We start from the raw sequence: 16,997 nt of genomic DNA, 5'->3' as shown, positions 1-16,997 counted from the left end.
CGGGCGGCCCTGGGCGGTGAGACAGGCCGCCTACACCGGCCGGCCGGCGGACTTCAGGGCGTCCCGGAGGAAGTCCAGCTGAAAGCGCAGCAGACCCTCGACGGCCGCCTCGGAGGTCGGCATGTGCGTGGCACCGGACAGGGGCAGCACCTGGTGCGGGCGGCCCGCCGCGAGCAGCGCCGCCGACATGCGCAGCGTGTGCGCGGGCACCACGTTGTCATCGGCCAGCCCGTGCACCAGCAGCAACGGCCGCCGCAGCCGGGCCGCGTCACCGATCGGCGAGGAGCGGTCGTAGTCGTCAGGATGCTCGTCGGGGTGGCCGAGGAACCGTTCGCGCCAGTGCGTGTCGTAGAGGCGCTGATCGCTGGGGGCGGCGCCGGAGACGGCGGCGTGGAACACCTCCGGCCTGCGCAGCACCGCGGCGGCGGCGAGGGTGCCGCCGTAGCTCCAGCCCCGGATGGCCACCCTGCCCAGGTCCAGGGCGGGACAGTGCTCGGCGGCGGCGTGCAGGGCGGCCACCTGGTCCGCCAGCGGCGCCGACAGGGTGTCACGGTGCACGGTCTTCTCCCAGGCGGGACCGCGGCCGGGGGTGCCCCGACCGTCAGCGATCACGACGGCGAATCCGGCCTCCGCGAACCACTGCGCCTCACACAGGAACCAGTGCCTGGCCCGGACCACCAGCTGCCCCGCAGGTCCGCCGTACGGCGCCATGAGCACCGGGAGCGGATCATCACCCGGCCCGTGCCAGGAGGGCAGCAGCAGCGCCGTACGGATCTCCCGCACGCCCAACCGCAGCCAGGTGACGCGCGGGGCGACGACCGGCTCGGCGTCGAGGGAGGCGACGGTGGCCATCGTGGTCAGAGGGGCGACGGCCCGGCCCTGACGGGTCACCGTGAAGGCGCGTCCGCGCTCGGTGTGTGCGGAGATGAGCAGCGCGTCACCGGCGCGCGCGCCGGTGTGGACGCCCGGCCCGTCGCTGAGGCGTACGAGGTTCCGTTCGTATGCCCACAAGTGGGTCTCGGTGGGCTCGTCGCTCGCGGTGAAGAGCACGCTCTCGCCGCTCACGTCCAGCACCTCGCGGACCTGCAGTCCCTCCGGGGTGACCGGCCGGTCGTCCACCAGGAGCCGCCGGGTGGTGGCGGTGTCGGCCGTGTGAACGAGCGAGCCGGAGGCGGTCCGGGCGGGCGTGCCGGGGATCAACTCCACCCAGGCGGCGTCGCGCTGTTCGTGCAGGAGCGTGGTGCGGCCGGTGTCCGGGTCGGCGGCCAGGACCCGGAGCGAGCGCTGGTCGCGGCTCTGCACGCCGATCAGCGGGCCGTGCGCGTCCCAGCCGGCCGCGGTCACGTACTCGTGGGCGGTCCTGTCCCAGTCGACCTCGACGGCCCGCCCCTCCAGATCGAGCAGGTGCAGGGTCACCTCGGCGTTGGCGGTCCCGGCGGCGGGGTAGGCGATCTCGCGGGGTGGCCGGGCCGGGTCGGCCGGGTCGGCGACCCACCAGCGCCGCACCGTCGAGGTGTCCACCCGCGCGGCGAGCAGCCGGGTTCCGTCGGGTGACCACCAGTGGCCGCGCGTGCGGTGCATGGACTCCGCCGCGACGTGCTCGGCCAGGCCCCAGGTGATGTTCTCTCCTTCGGGTACGGCGAGGGGCCGGTCTCCGCCGCCGGCCAGGTCGGCGACGTGCAGGGCGCCCCCGGTGACGTACGCGACCCGCCGCCCCGTGGGGTCCAGCCGGGGATCGGTCACCGGCCCGGCGGTGGGTACGAGGCGTGGTGCGGCGGTGGGTTCGGGGCGCGGTCCGGCTGCGGGCACGGGACGTGGTGTGGCGGTGGGTCCGGGGTCTGATCCGTCCGCGGGCGGGGTGCGCGGGTCGTCCGTCGAGCCGGGCTCCGGGCCGACGTCCACCGCCCAGAGTGCGCCGTCGACGGCGAAGACGGCGGTGCGCAGGGCGGCGTCGGCCGAGTAGGCGACCACGCCGGCCGCGGTCTCCCGGGCCCGCTCGCGCCGTACCAGCTCGGCCTCGGGCACGGGCCCCGCGACGCCGAGGGTCTCCGGGGCGGCGAGCAGTCGCTCCCGGTCGCCGTCGAGCAGCCACAGGCAGCTCGTCCGGTCCTCGCCGCCGCGCGTGCGCAGGAACAGGACCCGCTTCCCGTCGGGCGAAAGGGTGAAGGCGCGGGGGACGCCGAGGGTGAAGCGCCGGGTGCGGGCAAGCTGGTGGGGGAGTCGGTTGGTGTCCATAAGGGGGAGCTTGCCCGTCTTATCGGTGAGCTCGTGGGGGAAGTTTCGGGCCTCGACGCGAATCCTGCGGAGGCGGGCCGGGCGACTCGGCACCAGCGGATGAATCCTAGCACCGGCGTGACCACCGGATGTGCCAAGAACGCGCGAATAGGACATTGGTACGTTGTCGTACCAGTAAGCCCCCGATGCAGCGAAGGATGGGTTCGTGCGCGCCCGAAACGTGCTGGTGATCGTCCGATGACCGTGCTGTCCTGGCTGGCCGTGGCGGTCTTCCTGGCCTCCTACGCGCTGATCGCCACCGAGAAGGTGCACCGGGTGGCGGCCGCGCTGGGCGGGGCGGGGGTCATGCTGCTGATCCACGCCACCGGAGCCGAGTCGGCGTTCTTCTCCGAGCATTCGGGCATCGACTGGAACGTCATCTTCCTGCTGACCGGCATGATGATCATCGTGGGGGTGCTCAAGGAGACCGGCGTCTTCGAGTACCTCGCCATCTGGGCGGCGAAACGGGCCCGCGGGCGGCCGTTCCGGCTCATGGTCCTGCTGGTGATCATCACCGCGTGCGCCTCGGCCCTGCTGGACAACGTCACCACCGTGCTGCTGATCGCGCCGGTGACGTTCCTGGTGTGCGAGCGGCTCGCGGTCCCGGTCGTCCCGTTCCTGATCGCCGAGGTGATGGCGTCCAACATCGGCGGCGCCGCCACGCTGGTCGGCGACCCGCCGAACATCATCATCGCCAGCCGGGGCGGGCTGAGCTTCAACGACTTCCTCATCCACATGGCGCCGATGGTGATCGTGCTGGTGGCGGTGTTCATCGGGTTGTGCTGGCTGATGTTCGGCCGCCGGTTCCGCTACGACGCGGAGCGGGCGGCCGAGGTCATGGCGCTGCGGGAGCGGGAGGCGATCACCGACCGGCGGCTGCTGTGGCAGTCGCTGACCGTGCTGGCGCTGGTGATGGCGGCGTTCGTGCTGCATCCGGTGCTGCACTACGAGCCGTCGGTGGTGGCGGTGCTCGGCGCGGGCATCCTGGTCGCCGCGACCAAGGTGACCACCGAGCAGGCGATCACCGAGGTGGAGTGGCCGACGCTGGTGTTCTTCGCCGGGCTGTTCGTGATGGTCGGCGGCCTGGTCGAGACCGGCGTGATCGGGCAGCTGTCCACCGCCGCCGTGCAGGCCACCGGCGGGCGGCTGGAGACGGCGGCGCTGGGGCTGCTGGGCGGCTCGGCCGTGCTGTCGGCCGTCGTGGACAACATCCCGTACGTGGCGACGATGAGCCCGATCGTGGCGGAGCTCGTGCGGGCCGTCGGCGGCGACGGGCCGGGCCAGGTGCTCTGGTGGGCGCTGGCCTTCGGCGCCGACCTCGGCGGCAACGCCACCGCCGTCGGCGCGGCGGCCAACGTCGTGGTGCTCGGCATCGCCGCGCGCAACGGCGTGCCGATCAGCTTCTGGCACTTCACCAAGTACGGCCTGATCGTCACGGTGGTGACCGTCGGCCTGGTCGCGCCGTACCTGTGGGTGCGCTATCTCATGTGAGCGGCTTGTAGAAGAAGCTGCAGTCGCGCAGGGAGCCGTCCGGGTCGGCGGCGTAGCCGGGGACGACGCCGAAGCGGGTCCAGCCGCCGGTGAGGTAGAGCCGCTCCGCCGCACTGCCGGTCCGGGTGTCCAGGACCAGGAGGGTGACCCCGGCTTCGGCGGCGGCCGCCTCGACGGTGGCCAGCAGGGCGCGGGCCAGCCCCCTGCCGCGGGCGTCGCGGTGCACCAGCAGCTTGGAGACCTCGGCCCGGTGCCGGGAGTTGGGCTTGCCCGCCAGGGCCAGGCTGACGGTGGCGACGATCCCGCCGGCGTCGCGGCAGACCCAGACGACGAGACTGCCGTCGGCCACCGCCGGGGCCCGCTCCTGCCACCAGGCGGCCGCGGCCTCCCGGTCGAACGGCGTCACGAATCCCACCGAGGCGCCGTCGTCGACGGCGTCGGCCAGGACCTCGGCGAGGCCCTTGACGCTGCCGGGGAAGTCCTCGGCGGACAGGCGTTCGACGGTGTGCACGAGGGGTGTCTCCGATCTTCGGGTCAGGGCAGGACGACCAGCAGCGCGTAACGTGCCGGGCTGGCGCCGAGGCAGCGGAACCGTGAGCCGCCCCAGAGGCGGAAGCGCAGGCAGTCGCCGGCCTCCAGCCGATGCGCCCGCCCGTCGGTGGTGATCTCCACGGCCCCTTCCAGGACCCAGAGGTGCTGCTCCAGCCCGGCCACCGGCGGCGCGTCGTAGGAGATGTCCGCGCCCGGCCGCAGGATCCCCTCGACGACCTCGCCGCGCAGGCCCGGGTGGGGCGGGGAGACGGACCTGCGGGTGAATCCCGACGCCTGATCGTGCCAGACCGCCTGCTCGGCGGCGCGCACCACCCGCGGCGGCTCGGACTCGACCTCGGCCAGCAGCCGCGACATCGTCCGCTCGTAGACCGCGCACAGCCTGCCCAGCAGGGCGGCCGTCGGGCTGATCTCCGCCCGCTCCAGCCGCGACAGCGTCGAGCGGCTGACGCCGGACCTGGCGGCCAGCTCGTCCAGCGACCAGCCGTGCTCTGTCCGGAGCTCGGCCAGCCGGTGGGCGAGTCGTTCATCCAGAGCGGCCTGTCTCATATCTGAGACGATATCCCATCAGGGAGACAACCCTGAATGGTGCTCAGCGCCTGACGGACGTGCTCGGCGCGGGTGCGGACGCTGAGGACGCACAGCCGCAGGTAGAACCGGCCGCCGATCGTGGTGCTGGACAGGTAGATCCGCTGGGTGGCGTTGATCCTGGCCAGCAGGTCGCGGTTGGCCTCGTCGGCGCCGCGCAGCCGGAACGCCACCACGGACAGGTCCGGCTCCCACGGCAGCTCCACGCGCGGGTCGCGGCTCAGCTCCCGGTGCACGAGCGCGGCCAGGTCCAGCTTCTCCTCCAGCGCCTCGGCGAAGGCCCGCACGCCGTGCAGGTGCAGCGGCAGCCACAGGCGCAGTCCGCGGAACTCCCTGGTCAGCTCCACGCCCATGTTCCCGAAGTCCGGCAGGTCTCCCAGGCGGTCCAGGTCCTGCAGATACTGCCCGTCCGCGGCGTGCGCCGCGTGCAGGACGGCCGGGTCGCGCACCAGCAGCACGCCGGTCCCGTACGGCATGAACAGGCTCTTGTGCGGGTCGAACGCGACCGAGTCGGCCCGCTCGATCCCGGCGAGCCTGGCCCTGCCGCGCCCGGTGAGCCGGAAGCCGCCCCCGTAGGCGGCGTCGACGTGGAACCAGAGCCCCTCGGCGCGCGCCAGGTCGGCCAGCTCGGGCAGCGGGTCGACGGTTCCCGTGCTGGTGGTCCCGGCGGTGCCCACCAGCAGGAAGGGCCGAAGCCCGGCCGCCCGGTCGGCCGCGATCAGCTCGGCGGCGGCGCCGACGTCCATCCGCAGCTCGGCGGTGGCCGGCACGAGGCGCACCCGGTCGGCCGGCAGGCCCGCGATCCTGGCGGCCTTGGCGACACTGAGATGGGTGTGCTCGGTCACGTACAGGGTGCCGTCGCGGGCGTCGTCGCCCAGCCGGTCGTGCCGGGCCGCGACCACCGCCGACAGCGTCGCCAGCGACGCGCCCGTCGTCACCACCCCGCCCGCGCCGGCCGGCAGGCCGAACAGGTCGCACAGCCAGGTCAGCACGCTCTGCTCCATGGCGACCAGCGCGGGCGCCGTCTGCGCCACCCCGGTGTAGCGGTTGGCCGCCTGGGCCAGCATCTCCGCCAGCACCGAGGAGACCAGGCCGCCCGCCGGGAAGTAGGCGAGGTAGTTCGGACCCGCCGTGTTCACGCCCTGGCCGGCGGCCTGGCGGAAGGTCTCCAGCAGCTCGCGGAAGTCGCCGGGCTCCGCGCCCGGAGGCCGCCGCAGCAGCCCGGTCAGGTGGCCGGCCTGCCGGTAGTCGCTGGCCGGGGCCGACTCCAGCTCGCCGATCCGCTCGGCCAGGAAGTCCACCGCGTACCGGCCCAGCTCGGCGACCAGGTCCTGGTCGAGGTCAAGGGGGAGAGCGAGTCGCTCCTGATGGCTCGTCATCCGGACACGGTAGGAGTCGCCGTACCGGTGCGGATTGGACGTTATTGCACCGCGCGCTGGTAGAGGCCCGGGGTGGCGCCGACGATCCGCCGGAAGTGGCGCGACAGGTGCGACTGGTCGCAGAACCCGACGGACACGGCGGCCGTCGCCGGCGGCACGCCGTGTTCCAGCAGCTCACGAGCGCGCCGCACCCGCAGCTGGGTCAGGTAGGCGTGCGGCGGCAGCCCGTAGGCACGCTGAAAGGCCCGCAACAACGCGAACGGCGTCGCCCCCGCAGCGGCGGCCAGCTCACTCAAGCTCGGCGTCGCCCCCGTGACGGCGGCGAGGTCGCGGAGGTTCGGCGTCGCCCCTGTGACGGTGGCGAGGTCGCGGGGGTCCGGCGTCGTGCCGGCCGCGGTGGCCAGGCCGGGCGGGGGCGGTGGGGCGGGGAGTGAGGCGTGCAGGAAGTCGCGGGCCCTCGCCGCGCTGCTCGGGCCGGCCGGGTGCGCCGGCCGGCCGGGCCGCTGGCTGCCGTAGGCGGCCAGCAGGCGGGCCAGCAGCAGGCGCAGGCGGGAGTCGGCGGTGAGCGGGTCGCCGGTCTCGGCGGCCCGGTGCGCCGCCACGACCGCGCGGGCCATCCGCCGGTCGGTGACCACCCGCCGGGCGAACGACGGGTGCGGGCCGGGCGCGCCGATCTCCTCGCCGATCGCCGCGAGCTGCTCCGTGCTCGGGTAGAGGACCCGGTACGTCCAGCCGCCGGGGGAGTACGCCCGGCCGGTGTGCACGACGCCCGGATCGATCAGCACGACCTCGTCGGCCCCCGTGCGCTCGACGCCGTCGGCGAAGCGAATCTCCTCGACCCCCGACTCCACCGCGCCGATCGCGAACGTCTCGTGGCTGTGCCGGCTGAAGCGGTGCCCGACGAACCGCGCCCGCATCAGGTGCAGGCCGCCCAACCCCTGGTGCCGCCAGTAGCGCACCGACTCCTCGGAGCTCATAGGCCTCACCGTAGGGGATCGGGGACGGATGGCATCTGTTATGCATGTCCTTCCTAGTTGCGACAATATTGCAATAGCGAGGGATCTTCTTTAAGGTCGCTCGCATGAGGCGCGGACTGTCATTGATCGGGGCGATGGCCCTTGTGCTGGCCGCCTGCTCGGCCCCCTCGCAGGACGGGGCGGCGCAGGCGCGGGACACCGTGGTGCTGGGACTGGCGTCGGAGCCCGACACGCTCAACCCGATGCTCGGCTACGCCCCCGACGGCGGGTCACTGCTGTTCGACGGGCTGGTCCGCCGCACCCCCGACCTGCGGCTGCAGCCCGCACTGGCCGAGGCGCTGCCCGAGGTCGAAGGCACCGAGGTCACCTTCAAGCTCCGCCAGGGCGTCACCTTCCACGACGGCAGGCCACTGACCGGCGCGGATGTCGCCTACACCTACGAGCAGGTGCTGAAGCCCGCCAACAACTCGCCGATCCGGGGCGACTACGCCGCCATCGACAAGGTGGACGCGCCGGACGCCCGGACGGTCGTCTTCCATCTCAAACATCCGTACGCGCCGATCCTGCAGCGGGCCACGCTCGGCATCGTCCCCTCCGGCTCGGACCCGGCGGCCACCGCCACCCCGGTCGGGACCGGCCCGTACACCTTCGGGTCCTGGACCAAGGGCGACAAGATCACGATGACGGCCAACGCCCGCTACTGGGGCGGGGCGCCGGCCGTTCCGACCCTGGTGCTGGCGTACGCGGCCGACGACAACGCGCGTGCCACCCGCATGGCCGCCGGCGAGTTCACCGCGACCGAGCTGCCGCCCAAGGCGGTCGCCCGGTTCAGGAACGAGCCGGGCGTCACCGTTCACGAGGCGCCCAGCGCCGACTACCGGGGGGTCATGTTCCCGCTGGCGCAGCCCGTGACCGGGGACCTGGCCGTCCGCCGGGCGCTCGGCCTGGCCGTGGACCGCTCGGCGATGGTGTCGGTGATCCTCGCCGGCGCGGGCGCCCCCGCGTTCGGGCCGATCGCCCCCGGCACCGACTGGCACAACCCGGCCGTCACCGGATCGGGCGCGCCCGATCGGCGCAAGGCCGTACAGATCCTGGAGGAGGCCGGCTGGAAGCCGGGCGCGGACGGGGTGCGGGCCAAGGACGGCACGCCCGCCAGGTTCACCCTCATGTATCCGGCGGGCGACTCGCTGCGCAAGGAGCTCGCGCTGGCCGTGGCCTCGGACGCCAAGCAGATCGGCGTGGACGTCCGGCTCGCCGGGCTGGACTGGTCCGCCATCGAGCCGCGCCTGGCCAAGGACGCCCTGATCATGGGCTATGGCACCCCGTTCGACCCCGACTACACCAACTACGAGCTGTTCCACTCCTCCTACGCCGGACAGGGCCTGTTCAACCCGGGCCGCTACGAGAACGCCCAGGTGGACCGGCTGCTCGACACGGGCCGGCGGACGTCCGGCCAGGCCGAGCGGAAGAAGGCCTACGACGAGCTCCAGCGGCGCATCGCCGAGGACGCGATCTGGCTGTACCTGGTCTACCTGAAGCACACCTACGTCGTCCGGGGCGACTGGGAGGGCATCACCGTGGGCGTCGAGCCGCACGAGCACGCCACCGGCGGCCTGCTCGGCACGGTCGTGAACTGGAAGCCCGCCTCGTGAGGTGGTTGCGGATCGTGGCCTGGCGCCTGGCGTTCGCCGTCCCCCTGCTGCTCGCCGTGACGTTCGGGATGTTCGCGCTGGCCAAGGCGTCCCCGTTCGATCCCGTACGGCAGTATCTGGGGGACCGGGCGGCGATCACCAGCCCGCAGATCATGGCCGAGATCAGGGCCAACTGGGGGATCGACCGGCCGCTGCTGGAGCAGTACACGACCTGGCTCGGCAACCTGCTGCGCGGCGACCTGGGCGAGTCGCGGTCACTGCACCTGCCGGTGGCGCAGGTGATCGGGGAGCGGCTGGGCTGGACCCTGCTGGTTGTCGGCTGCGCGCTGGCGCTGATGCTGGTGGCCGGGCTGGCCCTCGGCACGCTGGCCGCCTGGCGGCGGGACTCGTGGCTGGACCGGCTGATCAGCGGCACCGCGTTCGCCACCGAGGCGGCGCCGGTGTTCTGGGTCGGCCTGCTGGCCATCTGGGTGTTCGCCGTGACGCTGGGCTGGCTGCCCGCCGGCGGGCTGACCGACGCCGCCTCGGCGAGCGTGACGGTGACCGGCCTGCTCGCCCACATGGTGCTGCCGGTGACCGTGCTGGCCTTCTCGCAGTCGTCGTGGCTGCTGCTGTTCGTCCGCGAGTCGGTCATCGGCGTGCTCAAGGAGGACTACGTGACCGGTGCGCGGGCCCGGGGGCTGCGGGAGCGGACCGTGCTGCTGCGGCACGCGCTGCGCTCGGCGCTGCTGCCGTTCATCACCATCATGGGGGCACGGGTCCCCGAGCTGGTGACCGGGGCCATCCTGGTCGAGGCGGTGTTCTCCTGGCCGGGTGTGGCCGGCACCACGATCAAGGCGGCGCTCGCGGTGGACTTCCCGCTGCTCGCCGCCCTCACCCTGCTGGCCACCGTCGCGGTCGTGCTGGGCAACCTGCTGGCGGACCTGGCCTACACGGTGGCCGATCCGCGCGTGCGCGTGCTGGGGGTGAGCTGATGAGCGCGCCCCGGCACCGGCTCGCCGCCGCCACTCTCGCCCTGCTGGTCCTGGTCGTGCTCCTGGTGCCGCTGATCGCCCGGCTCGACCAGCAGCTCGTGGACCTGCGCGCCGCCTCACTGCCGCCGTCGCCCGGCCATCCGTTCGGCACCGACGAGGTCGGCCGGGACGTGCTGCTCCGCTCGATCTACGGGCTGCGCGTCTCGATGCTGGTCGGCCTGGTGGCGGCGGTGGTCAGCGTGGCCATCGGCGGCCTGGTCGGCCTGGTCGCCGGTGCGGCCGGCGGGTTCGCCGACCGGCTGCTGATGCGGGTCGTGGACGGCTTCAACTCGCTGCCGCACCTGCTGTTCGGCATCTTCATCGTGGCCCTGTTCGCGCCCAGCTCCACCGCGGTGATCGTGTCCGTGGCGGTCACCCACTGGACCACGACCGCCCGCATCGTCCGGTCCGAGGTGCTGTCCCTGCGCGGGCGCCCCTTCATCGACGCCGCCATCTCCGGCGGCTCGTCCAGGCTCCGCGTCATCCGCCGGCACTTCCTGCCGAACCTGGCGCCGCAACTGCTGCTCAGCACCGTGCTGATGATCCCGCACGCGATCTGGCACGAGACCGCGCTCAGCTTCCTCGGCCTGGGCCTGCCACCCCACCTGGCCTCACTCGGCAACATGATCAACGACGGGCAGCGGTCCCTGCTGGCCGGCGACTGGTGGACCAGCCTGTTCCCCGGCCTGCTCGTGCTGCTGCCCACGCTGGCGATCTCGGCGCTCGCCCAGCACCTGCGCGACCGCGCCAACCCGCGCTGGAGATCGGAGCTGGTCCTGTGAAGCTACGCGTCGACGGGCTCTCCGTCCGCTTCCACCTGCCGGGCGCGGAGGTGCACGCGGTCACCGACGCCCGCTTCGAGCTGCGCGAGGGCCGCTGCCTCGCGCTGGTCGGCGAGTCCGGGTGCGGCAAGTCCGTGATGGCGCACGCGCTGCTCGGCCTGCTCCCCGGCAACGCGACCGTCACCGGGCACGCCTGGCTCGACTCCCTCGACCTGGTGAACGCGCCGGAGAAGGTGCTGGCCCGGCAGATCAGGGGCCGCAGGATCGGGCTCATCCCGCAGAGCCCCGCCGCGCACCTCACCCCGGTCCGCACCGCGCGGGCGCAGCTCGCCGAGACGCTGCGCGAACTCGGCCGCGACGAGACCCCCGAATCGGTGGCCGCCCGCGCCGGCCTGCGCCCGGCCGACCTCGGCCGCTACCCGCACCAGCTCTCCGGCGGCATGGCTCAGCGGGTCGCCAACGCGCTGGCCCTGGCCGGCGACCCGCCGCTGATCATCGCGGACGAGCCGACCAGCGGCCTGGACCGCCCGCTGGTCGACGCCACCATGGCCGAGCTGCGCCGGCTGTGCGACGAGGGCCGCGCCGTCCTGATCATCACCCACGACCTGCGGGCGGCCGAGCAGGTCGCCGACGACCTCGCCGTCATGTACGCCGGCCGCGTCGTCGAGCTCGCCCAGGCGGACAACTTCTTCGCCGCGCCGCGGCATCCGTACTCCCGAGGACTTCTGGACGCGCTGCCCTCGCGTGCCTTCGCGCCGATCCCCGGCCAGCCGCCCGAACTCACCCGCCTGCCCGGCGGGTGCGCCTTCGAGCCGCGCTGCCACCTGGCCACCTCCCTGTGCCAGGAGCAGCCGCCCCTGAACGACGTGGCCTGCCACCATGCTTGAAGCCACCGGTGTCACCCTCGCCTTCGGTCGCCACCGGGTGCTCGACCAGGTGTCGCTGTCCGTGCCGCCCGGCGAGGTCGTCGGCCTGGCCGGGCCCAGCGGCTGCGGCAAGTCCACCCTGGCCCGCGTGCTCGCCCTGCTGCTGCCGCCGTCCGCCGGCACCGTCAGCGTCGACGGGCGGCGGGTCGGCCGGTGGCGGCACCGCGCCCCGCAGCGCACCTCGATCGGCCTGATCTTCCAGCAGCCCCGGCTTGCCGTCGACCCCCGCTTCACCCTGCTGGACGTGATGGCCGAGCCGCTGCGCGCCGCCGGACGCCCCCTGGCGCGGGCCCACCTGCTGGCCGAACGGCTCGGGCTCACCGCCGAGCTGTTCACCCGGCTGCCGCACGAGGTGTCCGACGGCCAGCTCCAGCGCGCCTGCGTGGCCCGCGCGCTCGCCCTGGAGCCGCGCTACCTGATCTGCGATGAGATGACCACCATGCTCGACGCGTCCACCCAGGCCCACCTCGTCGCCGTGATCGAGGAGTACCGCACCGCCACCGGCGCCGGAGTGCTCGCCATCAGCCACGACACCGAGCTTCTGCACCGCTGGGCGGGCGCGGACGTCCGCGCCTGGACGGCTGACGAAGGTCCCGGACGCATGGCCGGGCCTCCGGCATACAACGCCGGGGAGGGGGGACGTCGTCCTGGTGGGGGGTGACGGTGATGAGCAGGTTCGTCGTCGTGGGAGTGGACGGTTCGAAGGCCGCGGCAGTGGCGCTCGACTGGGCCGTGGACGACGCCGCCCGGCGCGGGCTCGTCCTGCGTGTGGTGCTCGTCCGCCAGCCGTGGGCCGCCGAGCACCCGCGTAGCGCGGACTACGAATCCCGCACCGAGCAGTGCCACCGGCTGCTCGACGCCGCGGCGGACCGGGCCCGCGCCCGCTCGCCCGGCCTGGAGACGACCACCGCGCTGGTCACCGGCGCGGTGGTCGAGCGGCTGCGGACCGAGTCGGAGACCGCGGACACGGTGGTGATCGGCAGCAGGGGGCTGGGCGGGTTCGCCGGGCTGGTGCTGGGTTCGGCGGGGCTCGGCCTGGCCGGGCACACGCACGGCCCGCTCGTCATCGTCCGAGGCCCGGCGCACGCGAGCTACGGCGAGGTCGTCGTCGGCTTCGACGGCTCCAGCGGCTCCGACGCCGCCATCGCGTACGCGCTGGAGCAGGCACGCGCGCGAAGAGCGCGGCTGCACGCCGTCTACGGCAGGCCGTACCCGATGACCGCGCCCCATCCGGCCGGATTCGGGCCGCTGCCGCCCGATGCCCTGGACCTCGAGGAGCGGCTCTCGTCCTGGCGGGAGCGGTACCCGGAGCTCGAGGTGGTCGGGTCCGTGGTGCCCGGGCACCCCGCGCCGGTGCTGGCGGACGCCTCGCGCGGCGCCGACCTGGTCGTGCTCGGCTCGCGCGGGCTCGGCGGGCTCGCCGCCGCCGTGCTCGGCTCGGTGAGCCACGCGGTCCTGCACCGGGCTCACTGCCCGGTCGCCGTCATCCCGACTCCCCTCCCGACTCCGGATCGGTGAGCCGATCAGAGCCGTACGGGGTCACAGGCCGTGGATGCGGCGGCCGGTGATCTGCGACGGGATGATGCGGACGTACAGCCGGCGGTCGCCGCCCGCCCACGGGCTCACGTCCGAGCCGGTCAGCGCGGCCGCCTCCTCCGGCGACACGTGGTGCGCCGGGCCCTGTACGAGGACGCTCCAGCCGTCGCGCTGTGCCTCGTCGATCCGGTCCACCTCGAAGCCCACCTTGATCTCCACTCCTTGGACGCCGGTGCGCAGGTCCTGATCCATCGGGCCGCCCACGGCGGTGCGGAACAGGATGGCGCCCTCGTGCAGCTTGAAGTTGACGGGCAGCACCGTGGGGCCGTGCGAGCCGTTGAACGCCACCCGGCCGATGCCGCCCGGCGCGATCAGGCGCAGGCACTCCTGTTCGTCCAGCTTCTCCAGCACCGGCGCCGCCGCCGCGGGGCCGCGCCCCGGAGGACGGTCGACGGCGCCGCCGAGCAACTCGTCGACCGTCGTCTCCAGCGCTCCGGCGAGGCGGGCGACGGCGTCGGTGCTGGGACTGCCGATGCTCTCCTCCAGGTATTCGACGTAGCCGGGAGAGACGGCCGCCCGTTCGGCGACCTGGTCGCGGGTGAGTCCGAGGCGCTCGCGGTGATAGGCGATGCGGCGCCCGAGATCGCCGGTGCCGGTCATGTTCATTCCCCCTTGTTCGAAGGTGACGATGCGGCTCCTGCCACGCGTCGCTGTCTCGCCGTCCACGACCACCTCGCCGTCGCGGGCTTCGATCACGTACGGCACCCCGCGCACCTGGAGGTTCAGCGCCACGGCGCCGCACCGGTCCGGCAGCGTCGGATCCACCCAGAGGCCGTCACCCCGCAGCTCCAGGCCCAGGTAGCGGCGCTGGAGCAGTTCGAGCGTGCCGGCCATGGCGCCGAGATGGACGCCCTCCTGCGTGGTGCCGCCCTGCACGTCCCTGATGTCGCTCATCAGCGCCTCGCCGAACAGCTTCCCGAACTGCTCGTGACCGGCGCCGGCCAGCACCTGGGAGTGCACGACGGCGCTGAGCGTGGAGCCGTGGCTGGTCCGCTCCAGGTAGTAGTGGATCGTGCGCGGGATCAGGTCCGGCTTGGCCGGGTAGCCGAGCCGGTCGAGGATCGCGTGCAGCTCACCGGGGCCGAACAGGTAGCACAGCATCAGCGTGTCGGCCTGCTTGGCGGCCTTGTAGCGGTTGACGTCGTCGCCGTGCGCCTCCAGGGCCCGGTCCAGCCTGCGCACCCCCCGGTAGCGCTCCCAGTCCAGCTCTGCCAGGTCCGCGTAGCCGCTGAACTGGCTGATCACGCCGTCGTGGAAGTCGACCCGCATGCGCCGGCTGATGTCCTCCCAGCGCCCGGCCTCGTGCTCGGCCACGCCGGTCGCCAGGTGACGCAGCTCCAGGGCACGCGTCAGCAGCCAGACGGTCATGACGTTGGTGTAGGCGTTGTTGTCCAGGCCGGGGGAGGAAGCGCCCGGATAGCCGGTGTGGTACTCGTCGGGCCCCATCACGCCGCGGATCTCGTACCGGCCCGAAGCCTCGTCGAGGACGGCGAGCGAGGCGAAGAACCGCGCGATGTCGATCAGCATCTCCACGCACCACGGCGGCGAGGAGCCGGTGGCCAGGCGGTGCTGCCACACGTTGTAGGCGATGGCCAGGCCGACGTGCCGCTGCAGGTGGGAGGTGTCCGGCAGCCAGCGGCCCGAGGCCGGGTTGAGGTGCAGGGTCTGCGTCTCCTCACGTCCGTCGCTGCCGCTCTGCCAGGGGAACATCGCGCCGTCGAACCCCTCGGCGCGGGCGGCGGCCCTGGCCTCCGGCAGGCGCCGCCACCGGTAGCGCAGCGGGCCGACGGAGATCTCGGGGAAGCGCAGGTTCAGCCACGGCAGCACGAACAGCTCGTCCCAGAACACGTGCCCGCGGTACGCCTCGCCGTGCAATCCCCGGGCGGGCACCCCGACGTCGAGGTCGGCGGTGTGCGGGGACAGCGTCTGCAGCAGGTGGAAGATGTGCAGGTGGACGATCCGGGCGAGCTCCGGGTCGGTGAAGTCCATCCGGGCCCGCTGCCACAGGCCCTCCCACGCGGCGGCGTGCCGGGCCAGGAGCCGGTCGAAGCCGGGGGCGAGCCGGGCCTGACGCAGGGCGGCGGAGCACGGGTCATGGATGGCGTGGTCGCGCGAGGTGACCAGCGCCACCACCTTCGCCACCGTCTCCGGCTCCTCCTGGACGAGATCGAGCACCAGGTCGGAGGTGATGACGGTCCGTTCGGCGGTCACCTCCGCCCGCCCCGGCGCGTCCATGCGGGCCGCCAGCGCGACGGTGATCCGCGCGGAGCGGGTCAGCGCGGTGAGCCAGGTGAGGCCGTCGCACGTGCCGGTGGCGTGCCCGGTCAGATGGTCGCCGCGCAGGTCCCGGTAGCGGGCCACGCCCCGGTTGGCGACGTCGCCGTGCAGGGCGGCGCGCACCCGCAGCGGGCCGGACCAGTTCTCGGCGGTGAAGGTGGTCTCCAGCGCCGCCAGCAGGGGATCGGCCATGGACACCAGCCGCCGCTGGCTGACCCGGGTGACGCGGCCCGCCTCGTCACGCCGGCGCAGCGTGCGCCGCAGCACCCCGTGGCGCAGGTCGAGCTCCTGCCGGTAGTCCAACAGGCCGGGCCGCTCGGGACGGAAGAAGTCGCAGCCGGGCGTGGCGAAGGTCAGCGGCAGCCAGTCGGGCAGGTTGACGAGGTCCTCGTTGGTCACCGTCCGGCCGGCGATCGGCGAGGTCAGCCGGTCATAACAGCCGGCGGCGTAGGTGCCGGGGGCGCGCACCAGCCCGTCAGGGGTGGCTCCGCGGGTGGCGAACCGGCCGTTGCCGAGCGTGCACAGCGCCTCCCGGAGGCTCTCGGAGCCGGGGTCGAAGCCGTCGTAGGACAGGGTCCAGGCGTTCATCGCGGTCCCACGGGAACCCGTCCGGTGACCGACAGCTCCGCCAGGTCGGTGACGACGGCGTCGGCTCCGGCGGCGATCATCGCCGCCGCCTGCGTCCGCGAACGGTCCACCGCCACCACGAACCCGAAGCCGCCCCGGCGACCGGCCTCCACGCCGGGCAGGGCGTCCTCCACGATCGCCACCTCGACGGCGGGCACCCCCAGCCTTCGCGCGGCCTCCGCGAACAGCGCCGGGTCGGGCTTGCCCGGCAGGCCGAGCCGGGCCGCGTCGTTCCCGTCGACCAGCGCGTCGAACAGGTGGATCAGGCCCGAGGAGGAGATGACGGCGTGGCAGTGGCGGCTCGCCGACACCACGGCGGTGCGGCAGCCGCGGCGGCGCAGCTCGTGCAGCAGCGCGACCGTCGAGGGGAAGGCGGCCACCCCGTGCTCGGCGATCTGCCGCACGAACAGCTCGTCCTTGACCATGCCGAGCCCGTGCACGGTCGGCGCGCCCGGCTCGTCGTCCGTCCCGCCCTCCGGCAGGCAGATGCCGCGGGAGGCGAGGAAGGTGCGCACACCGTCCAGGCGGGGCCGCCCGTCCACGTGACGCAGGTAGTCGGCTCGGATGTCGAACGGTGCGGAACGACCGCGCAGGAAGGTGTCGAACGTGTGCTTCCAGGCGGCCGCGTGCACCCGTGCCGTGTCGGTGACCACGCCGTCGGTGTCGAACACCACGGCGCGCAGGCTGGACAGATCGATGGCGGCCATGGAAGGGACGCTACCCAGGCGATCCCCGGCCATCCACGGTCGTCGGACCCACCTTGACGGGACCTCCGGCCCTGCCCGTGCCCGCGCGGGCCGCGGTCCGATGGAGCCGGGAACCAGACACCGGCGATCCAGGTCGAGGACCGGCCTGACCGTCCGGGC

Annotated in this window: 14 protein-coding genes; 7 read left to right on the top strand and 7 right to left on the bottom strand. The window is 73.6% G+C overall.

Going from position 1 to position 16,997, the window contains the following annotated elements:
- Nucleotides 1-30 precede the first annotated feature (30 nt).
- Complete coding sequence (locus ACIBQX_RS00780) at nucleotides 31-2,235, bottom strand: prolyl oligopeptidase family serine peptidase (RefSeq protein ID WP_396999257.1); 2,205 nt, start codon at nucleotides 2,233-2,235, stop codon at nucleotides 31-33.
- 237 nt (nucleotides 2,236-2,472) lie between these two features.
- On the opposite strand from ACIBQX_RS00780, the gene ACIBQX_RS00775 reads away from it, so the two are divergent.
- Nucleotides 2,473-3,765, top strand: a complete 1,293-nt coding sequence (locus ACIBQX_RS00775; protein ID WP_396999256.1) for an ArsB/NhaD family transporter — start codon at nucleotides 2,473-2,475, stop codon at nucleotides 3,763-3,765.
- On the opposite strand, the gene ACIBQX_RS00770 is transcribed toward ACIBQX_RS00775, so the two are convergent.
- From ACIBQX_RS00770 to ACIBQX_RS00755, 4 genes are read right to left on the bottom strand one after another with little or no spacing between them, the layout of a single operon-like run.
- A complete protein-coding gene (locus ACIBQX_RS00770) occupies nucleotides 3,758-4,276 on the bottom strand; it encodes a GNAT family N-acetyltransferase (protein WP_396999255.1) in 519 nt (172 codons plus the stop codon). The two genes, ACIBQX_RS00775 and ACIBQX_RS00770, sit on opposite strands and share 8 nt — an antisense overlap.
- A gap of 23 nt (nucleotides 4,277-4,299) precedes the next feature.
- A complete protein-coding gene (locus ACIBQX_RS00765; RefSeq protein WP_396999254.1) occupies nucleotides 4,300-4,863 on the bottom strand; it encodes a helix-turn-helix domain-containing protein in 564 nt (187 codons plus the stop codon).
- Nucleotides 4,860-6,281 carry a pyridoxal phosphate-dependent decarboxylase family protein gene (locus ACIBQX_RS00760; RefSeq protein WP_396999253.1) on the bottom strand — a complete coding sequence of 474 codons (1,422 nt, stop codon included), beginning with the start codon at nucleotides 6,279-6,281 and terminating at the stop codon, nucleotides 4,860-4,862. The genes ACIBQX_RS00765 and ACIBQX_RS00760 overlap by 4 nt, the downstream gene beginning before the upstream one ends.
- 41 nt (nucleotides 6,282-6,322) lie before the next feature.
- On the bottom strand, nucleotides 6,323-7,258 hold the full coding sequence (locus tag ACIBQX_RS00755; protein ID WP_396999252.1) for an AraC family transcriptional regulator: 936 nt from the start codon (nucleotides 7,256-7,258) through the stop codon (nucleotides 6,323-6,325).
- 104 nt (nucleotides 7,259-7,362) lie between these two features.
- On the opposite strand from ACIBQX_RS00755, the gene ACIBQX_RS00750 reads away from it, so the two are divergent.
- From ACIBQX_RS00750 to ACIBQX_RS00725, 6 genes are read left to right on the top strand one after another with little or no spacing between them, the layout of a single operon-like run.
- Nucleotides 7,363-8,910: an ABC transporter substrate-binding protein gene (locus tag ACIBQX_RS00750; RefSeq protein WP_396999251.1), complete on the top strand. Its 1,548-nt coding sequence runs from the start codon at nucleotides 7,363-7,365 to the stop codon at nucleotides 8,908-8,910.
- Between the two features lie 14 nt (nucleotides 8,911-8,924).
- Nucleotides 8,925-9,884: an ABC transporter permease gene (locus ACIBQX_RS00745; protein WP_396999250.1), complete on the top strand. Its 960-nt coding sequence runs from the start codon at nucleotides 8,925-8,927 to the stop codon at nucleotides 9,882-9,884.
- Nucleotides 9,884-10,705, top strand: a complete 822-nt coding sequence (locus ACIBQX_RS00740; protein WP_396999249.1) for an ABC transporter permease — start codon at nucleotides 9,884-9,886, stop codon at nucleotides 10,703-10,705. Before ACIBQX_RS00745 ends, ACIBQX_RS00740 begins: the two co-directional genes overlap by 1 nt.
- Nucleotides 10,702-11,592, top strand: a complete 891-nt coding sequence (locus ACIBQX_RS00735) for an ABC transporter ATP-binding protein (RefSeq protein WP_396999248.1) — start codon at nucleotides 10,702-10,704, stop codon at nucleotides 11,590-11,592. Before ACIBQX_RS00740 ends, ACIBQX_RS00735 begins: the two co-directional genes overlap by 4 nt.
- Nucleotides 11,585-12,292, top strand: coding sequence for an ABC transporter ATP-binding protein (locus ACIBQX_RS00730; protein ID WP_396999247.1), 708 nt, complete (start codon nucleotides 11,585-11,587; stop codon nucleotides 12,290-12,292). Before ACIBQX_RS00735 ends, ACIBQX_RS00730 begins: the two co-directional genes overlap by 8 nt.
- Nucleotides 12,293-12,297: 5 nt before the next feature.
- A complete protein-coding gene (locus tag ACIBQX_RS00725; RefSeq protein WP_396999246.1) occupies nucleotides 12,298-13,149 on the top strand; it encodes a universal stress protein in 852 nt (283 codons plus the stop codon).
- Between the two features lie 21 nt (nucleotides 13,150-13,170).
- Here the strand turns inward: ACIBQX_RS00725 and ACIBQX_RS00720 are convergent, their stop codons facing one another.
- Together ACIBQX_RS00720 and ACIBQX_RS00715 are read right to left on the bottom strand one after the other, a co-directional pair.
- The gene (locus ACIBQX_RS00720) at nucleotides 13,171-16,092 is read right to left on the bottom strand and encodes a pyridoxamine 5'-phosphate oxidase family protein (RefSeq protein ID WP_396999245.1); all 2,922 of its coding nucleotides are present in this window, start codon (nucleotides 16,090-16,092) and stop codon (nucleotides 13,171-13,173) included.
- The gene (locus ACIBQX_RS00715; protein ID WP_396999244.1) at nucleotides 16,089-16,838 is read right to left on the bottom strand and encodes an HAD family hydrolase; all 750 of its coding nucleotides are present in this window, start codon (nucleotides 16,836-16,838) and stop codon (nucleotides 16,089-16,091) included. The genes ACIBQX_RS00720 and ACIBQX_RS00715 overlap by 4 nt, the downstream gene beginning before the upstream one ends.
- Nucleotides 16,839-16,997: the final 159 nt, after the last annotated feature.

Source organism: Nonomuraea sp. NPDC049714 (assembly GCF_044465295.1).
Classification (GTDB): domain Bacteria; phylum Actinomycetota; class Actinomycetes; order Streptosporangiales; family Streptosporangiaceae; genus Nonomuraea.
The sequence above is the reverse complement of the archived record's forward strand: the minus strand, read 5'-3'. Positions and strand labels throughout refer to the sequence as shown.